5 protein-coding genes and 1 pseudogene are annotated in these 6,278 nt (G+C 64.9%); 2 read left to right on the forward strand and 4 right to left on the reverse strand.

Annotated features, from left to right (window positions below):
• Positions 1-210, forward strand: a pseudogene (locus EN991_RS19420) (hypothetical protein); the annotation flags it as partial.
• Entirely contained in the window at positions 207-2,363 is a 2,157-nt protein-coding gene (locus tag EN991_RS19425) for a phosphatidylserine/phosphatidylglycerophosphate/cardiolipin synthase family protein (RefSeq protein WP_127369335.1), read from the forward strand. The pseudogene EN991_RS19420 and the gene EN991_RS19425, both read left to right, overlap by 4 nt.
• Before the next feature lie 4 nt (positions 2,364-2,367).
• On the opposite strand, the gene EN991_RS19430 is transcribed toward EN991_RS19425, so the two are convergent.
• The 4 genes from EN991_RS19430 to alr all read right to left on the reverse strand — a co-directional run bounded on the left by EN991_RS19430 (position 2,368) and on the right by alr (position 6,137).
• Complete coding sequence (locus EN991_RS19430) at positions 2,368-3,624, reverse strand: D-amino acid dehydrogenase (RefSeq protein WP_013529082.1); 1,257 nt, start codon at positions 3,622-3,624, stop codon at positions 2,368-2,370.
• A 119-nt stretch (positions 3,625-3,743) separates the two neighbouring features.
• Entirely contained in the window at positions 3,744-4,298 is a 555-nt protein-coding gene (locus tag EN991_RS19435) for a nucleoside-diphosphate kinase (protein WP_013529081.1), read from the reverse strand.
• Between the two features lie 2 nt (positions 4,299-4,300).
• A complete protein-coding gene (gene rnk / locus EN991_RS19440; protein WP_013529080.1) occupies positions 4,301-4,723 on the reverse strand; it encodes a nucleoside diphosphate kinase regulator in 423 nt (140 codons plus the stop codon).
• Between the two features lie 274 nt (positions 4,724-4,997).
• Positions 4,998-6,137, reverse strand: a complete 1,140-nt coding sequence (alr, locus tag EN991_RS19445) for an alanine racemase (protein ID WP_127369336.1) — start codon at positions 6,135-6,137, stop codon at positions 4,998-5,000.
• Positions 6,138-6,278 lie beyond the last annotated feature (141 nt).

The following is a 6,278-nucleotide window of genomic DNA, read 5'->3' on the forward strand; positions in this document are numbered from 1 at the left end:
CGCCACAACCATTGCGACTGCGACGGCGCCCTGGTCGCCTCGGCGAAAGCGATCCGTGACGACAACGCAACGCCGCGCAAGATGCGCGGCGAGGCCGAACTGCTGATCGCCACCTTCGCCATTCCCGTCTGCAAGGTCTTCCCGCAGGGCTTCATGCCGCCGCGCGATCCGGCGCAATTGAGCGCCCTGAAGACCGGAGCGGCCGGGTGAAGGGTCGCGCATTCATCGCCGTCGTTCTGTTCGGGCTGGCTGTCCTTGCCGGCTGTGCCGGCACTGGCCGCAATGCCTGCGATCTCCTGCAAGGCCAAAGCGCTTGCGCGCGACCCGCGCTCTCCGCGGAGACAGCTGGGCCACGGATCGCCGCCGCGCAGTTTTTCGGCGACGCCGGCACCAGCGACTACGAAAAACGCTTCCTGGCGCTGCTCGCCCGCCATCAGCTTGGCGCCATGGACCGAGCCAACGGCACCGGCCTTTTCGGCCACGACCGCTATGAAATCCGCAACAGCAATTTCCAGGCGACCTACCGGACGCTGCAAAAACTGGCCGGGCCGGTCGCCGAAACGCATCTGCCGCCGGCCGACGCCAACAGCGGCGAGGGTCATTTTGACGGACGCTGGCGGGTGTCGCGACAGACGCTCTACATCGATGCAGCGGCGCAGCCTTCGGCGCCCAAGACCTTCGATTTCTCCGGCCTGCAAGCGCGCGGCGTCGAGATCGTGCTGCGCCAGGCCGGCAAGCAACCGGCCGACATCGGGGGCACATGCGACGGCACGCTGGCGATCCGTGCCGGCGGCGCTTCACGCACCATCGCCACCGGCACGGCATTTCGCTTTCGCCTGTCCGGCGAGGACGATACGGTCAGCCTGTTTCCAAGTGACGGCCTGAACCGCTGCGCGACAAGAATCCGCTCCAGCCTTGCTCCGGCCGGCGCGCCGCTCACCATCCGACGCGAAGAGAGGGCCGATCCGGCGCTTGCCGCTTTCGACAGTCGCTACGAGCGCTGCCCTACGCCCGACCCCACAGGCCTCGATGCGCTCAGCCGCGCCTTCTATGCCAGCCGCTGGCTGTCGCAGACCTGTGCCTTGCCGATCGGAAAGCCGCGCCTGCTGCGCAAATCGCGCGATGGCTTCAACGCCAAGGTCGAGGCGCTGATGGGAGCGCCGCTGTCCGACAGCGCCATCGACAAGGGCGACCCGGAGCTGCCGCTCGACTTCTCCAGGGCCCCAAAACTGAAGCTAATCTATCTGTCATCCCTGGAGTTCAAGGCCGACTTCTCCGGCCGCATCATCGAACGGCTGATCCGTCATCATGCAGCCCTCGGCACCAAGGTGCGCATCCTGGTCACCGACGTGCTGGAGCGCGACAAGGACGACACCATGCTGCATCGGCTGGCGGCCGAATTCCCCAATGTCGGGCTGCAGGAATATCGCTGGCGGGCGGATCGGGGCGCGCCGATCGACGAGCAGATTTCACAATTGCACAAGGTACATCCCGTCAAGATGCTGGCGACGCTTGCCGACGATCCACGGCGGTCGCGCGCCATCATCGGCGGCCGCAACATCCATGACGGCTTCCTGTTCCACCAGCCGATCGATCTGTCGCGCTATCCCGACCTTGAGCAATACGGCAAGACCGATGGATTCTCGCTGAACTACTATTCGAACTGGAGCGACTTCGACGTCGAGTTCGCCGATCCGGCCACGGTCGAGACCCTTGCCGCGCATCTTTCGACAGTGTGGCTGCGCGACGCCGACACCAATCTGGCGCGCCCCTTCTCCATTCCGGTCCGGTCCGCCGGCGGCCGCCCCTCAGGCACGGCGCGGCACTTCATTTCAGTGCCCTACGAGGATGGCCATGCGCTGGAGGATTATTTCGTCGAGCTGGTCGACGCCGCCCAGCACCATATCCAGATCGTCAACCCCTATCTCAACCTGACGCCCAAGCTTGCCCAGGCTGTTGACCGGGCGCTCGCGCGCGGCGTCAGGATCGACATTGTCGGCCGCATCGATCTCAAGGGCGATATCGGCGGCAAGTTCCTCACCGCGCTCAACAAGCTGTTCGTCGAGAAATATGGCGACCGCATCAACATCCGCGAATTCAAGGCGCCTGACGTGGTGCTGCATTCCAAGATCATGATGATCGACGAAAGGCTGGTCGCCATCTCGTCGGTCAACCTCAACAACCGCAGCTTCTTCCACGACAGTGAGAACGGCATGATGGTGCTCGATCCGGCCTTCTACACCAGGATGAAGCCGATCTATGACGACTATGTCGCCCACTCCAATCCGGTCGCCACCAATGTGACGATCCCGTGGGCGTATCGGCTGCTTTTCGACGAGGACTGGGTCCGGCAGGCGTTCTGACTCTCTAGCGCAGATAGCGCTCCTGCGCGAGGTCGCGGACGTCGATGTCAGGCACCCGGTTGGAGATGATGTCGGCCAGCACCTTGCCCGAGCCGCAAGCCATGGTCCAGCCGAGCGTGCCGTGGCCGGTGTTGAGATAGAGATTGGAAAGCTCGGTGCGGCCGATCAGCGGCGGGCCATCCGGCGTCATCGGCCGCAGCCCGCACCAGAACGTCGCGTCCCGCATCGCGCCGGCGCCAGGAAAGAGATCGCCGACCGAGTGTTCCAGTGTGCGCCGCCGCGATTCGTGCAGCCTGAGGTCGAAACCGGAAATCTCGGCCGTACCGCCAACCCGGATGCGGTCGCCAAGCCGGGTGATCGCCACCTTGTAGGTCTCGTCCATCACCGTCGACACCGGTGCCGCGGCGGCGTCCTTGATCGGCACGGTGATCGAATAGCCTTTGACCGGATAGACCGGGATCGGCCGCTTCACCCGGCGCATGAAACCCGCCGAATAACTGCCCAGCGCCATCACATAGGCGTCGGCGGTCTTCCAGCCCTTGCTGGTGCTGAGATTGGCAATGCGGTTGCGGCTGCGGATGACGCGCCAGATCGTCACGTCGTACTCGAACTTGACGCCACGGGCCACACAGAGTTCGGCCAGCCTGTCGGTGAACATCTTGCAGTCGCCGGTCTCGTCGTGCGGCAGCCTGAGGCCGCCGACGAACTTTTCGCGCACCCCGGCAAGGCCAGGCTCAGCCGCGATGCAACCGTCCTGGTCGAGGATCTCGTAAGGCACGCCATACTTCTTCAGCACCTCGACATCGCCGCCGGTGCCGTCAAGCTGCTTTTGCGTCCGGAACAGCTGCAGCGTGCCCTGGGTCCGCTCGTCATAGGCGATGCCGGTCGCTTCGCGCAGCGCCTTGAGCGTATCGCGGCTGTATTCGGCCAGCGGCACCATGCGCGCCTTGTTGATCGCATAGCGCTCGGCCGTGCAGTTGCGCAGCATCTTGATGAGCCATGTCCACATATGCGGATCGAAGGCCGGCCGCACCACCAGCGGGCCATGCTTCATCAGCAGCCATTTGATCGCCTTCAGCGGAATGCCGGGGCCGGCCCAGGGCGAGGCGTAGCCGGGCGAAATTTCGCCGGCATTGGCGAAGCTGGTTTCCAGCGCCGGGCCTTTCTGGCGGTCGAGAACCGTCACCTCGTGGCCGGCCTCGGCGAGAAAGTACGCCGTGGTCACTCCGATGACGCCGCCGCCCAGCACCATGATCTTCATCGTTCACTCCTTGCCGCGTCGCACGCCCTTGAGGACGCCTGGACGCGGCGCATTCCGATTTGCGCATGATCCCCGGCGAAAATCGATGCCGATTTTCGAGATCATGCAGTGTTGCCTGTTCACGCCGCCGCAGGACCGGGGTCGTCGTCCCCTGTCTGCCGCATTCCGGCCCTTTCGCCAAGGGGCCGCCAATCGGCTGCGGCGCTGTAGACGAGGGTGAGCCCATGCGGCCGTCGCGCCTCGGCCTGGGATTTCTCCCTAACGGCACGCCGCGCGGCCTCCGGCTGGTAGAGCACGGTCGCGATCAGGACCGACTCCCGCCTGCCGTCGGCCTGTTCGATCCATGCAGTCTGGCCCTCGGCCATGCCGAGCATGCAAAGCCCCCGCCTTGTCATGATCGACAGGCTGGAGCCGACCGGGCCGCGCACCTCGTTCTGCACCAGGGTCCGGGTCTGGGCGGGGCCGGCATCGACACGGAATACCAGCCTGCTGTTCAGCGTCACGATATCGGATCCGACCGAATCGATCGCGACGACCTCGGCCTTGGAAAGCTTGTCTTCAAGCATTGGAACAATCGGATCCGCGAAAGCCCGCCGACGCTCCAACATGATTTCGAGGACGGCGAAGTCCTTTGTCGTCAGCTGGAAATTCGCGCCTGTCATCACCGTCTCCATGATCAGGCCCCCTCCCGCCCGCAGGCCGGCGTATCGACCACTTCGATGGTCGCCGACAGTTCCCGGCCGCCACGGCTGCTCCAGCACACCGTCTGCCCAGCGGTCGCGCCGATGAGCGCCGTCCCCATCGGCGTCAGCACCGAGATCCTGTTTTCACTGATGTCTGCTTCGCCGGGATAGACCAGCGTGACGCGCTGGATGTTGCCGCCATCGTTGCGGATTGTCACCGCCGAGCCCATCCGCACGACATTGGCCGGCATGGAAGCCGCTGCCGTGACAACGGCACGGTCCATCTCCGAAAGCAATTCTTCGGCCGTCTCGGGCACGCGGTCGAGCGACGCCCGCGCCAGGCCCGTCAGCCTGAGATGGTCGGCATCGGTGACCAGAAGCCGACTCGGTGGACGCAATCCTGTTGCATGTTGCATGGCAAACCTCATGACTTGGCGCATCGAACAGACGCGCGCCTGCCGCCGCGCAAACGGTGGCTTGATGAAAAACCGGCAGCCGCGAAGCTGTCTGGCTCGGGAATGATAATGTCAGGTAGAAATGCCCCGGTTCGGACGGACGCCAAAAGGCGACCGCGCCGGGGCTACGATCCCGCGATCGGGCAGACCCTGAACAAGGTTCTGATATAAGCTGGGTTGCTCATGCATGGAGCCTTGCCGACAGGCGTCCGCTTGTCAAGCGCGGCCAAACCGCTCAACCGCCGACATAGCGCCGGTGGAAGCGCGGGCCGAGGCTGGTCAGGATCTCGTAGCCGATGGTGCCGGCATGGCCGGCGGCGTCATCGACGCTTTGCGAGGGACCGAGCAGTTCGACCAGATCACCCTCGCGCAGCCTGCCGCCCGGCAGGGCGGAAATGTCGAGAATGATCGAATCCATCGACACCCGCCCGACGAAAGGTAGCCGCACGCCCTCGAACCAGGCGGCGGACGCGGCGCGGCGTTGCCAGCCATCAGCGTAGCCGAACGAAATCGTCGCCAGCCTGAGCGGGCCTTGCGCATGATAGCTGTGGCCATAGCCGACGCCGGCGCCCTTTTCGACGCTGCGCGTCTGTGCCACCTTTGCCTGCAGCCGCACCACCGGCAGCATCGGATTGGACTTTGGCGGCGTCGGATTGATGCCGTAGAGGGCGGCACCGGGGCGGGCGAGATCGTAGTGAAAGGACGGCCCAAGAAAGATGCCGGAGGAATTGGCCAGCGACGCCGGCGCCTTCGGCAACATTGCGCGCAGCCGCTCGAACACCGACCGCTGCTTCTCATTGGCCGGATGCTCCGGCTCGTCGGCGCAGGCCAGATGGCTCATCACGAACCTGATGTCGATGCCGTCGAAGGCCTGCGGATCGGCGGCAACGCGATCCACATCCCGAGGCGCCATGCCGAGCCGCGACATGCCGCTGTCAACCTGGACCGCGGCCGGCAGTTTTCGGCCGGCGCGGCGGGCCGCAGCACGCCAGGCTGCCAGTTGCTCGTGGCTGTTGATAACAGCGCAAAGGTTTGCTGCCACAGCGTCCGGCTCGGCACCGGGCGGAATGCCGTTCAACACGAAAATGGCAGGGCCGGCCCCAAGCGAGCGGCGCAGGGCGACGCCTTCGCCCAGAAGCGCAACGAAGAAGATATCGCAGCCTTCGCGCAGCAGTGCCGCCCCGACCTGGCCGGCGCCAAGGCCGTAGCCGTCCGCCTTGAGCACACCAGCGCAGGCAACATCGCCCAACCGCGTCTTCAGCCGGCGGTAGTTTTCACGGATTGCACCGAGATCGATGGTGAGGATGGCCCCAGCCGCCACTTCGCTCGTGGTGGTGACCTCTTCGGGCAGTGACCTCTTGGCGGCGTCGTTCATGGCGACCGTTCTTGTGGTGGATGGGTTAGTCAGTAGTCAGTAGAATTTGGCGCGGACCGCAACAGAACATTCAACCCTACTTCCCTACTTCCCTACTTCCCTACTTCCCTACTTCCCTACTTCCCTACTCCCCTACTCCCC

The sequence above is a fragment of the Mesorhizobium sp. M7A.F.Ca.US.005.03.2.1 genome (assembly GCF_003997795.1).
GTDB classification, from domain to species: Bacteria; Pseudomonadota; Alphaproteobacteria; order Rhizobiales; family Rhizobiaceae; genus Mesorhizobium; species Mesorhizobium ciceri.

Bases quoted from the DNA above. Each gene is read 5' to 3' on its own strand.
- EN991_RS19430 (WP_013529082.1), bottom strand. From the start codon at position 3,624: ATGAAGATCATGGTGCTGGGCGGCGGCGTCATCGGAGTGACCACGGCG.
- EN991_RS19435 (WP_013529081.1), bottom strand. From the start codon at position 4,298: ATGGAGACGGTGATGACAGGCGCGAATTTCCAGCTGACGACAAAGGAC.
- rnk (WP_013529080.1), bottom strand. From the start codon at position 4,723: ATGCAACATGCAACAGGATTGCGTCCACCGAGTCGGCTTCTGGTCACC.
- alr (WP_127369336.1), bottom strand. From the start codon at position 6,137: ATGAACGACGCCGCCAAGAGGTCACTGCCCGAAGAGGTCACCACCACG.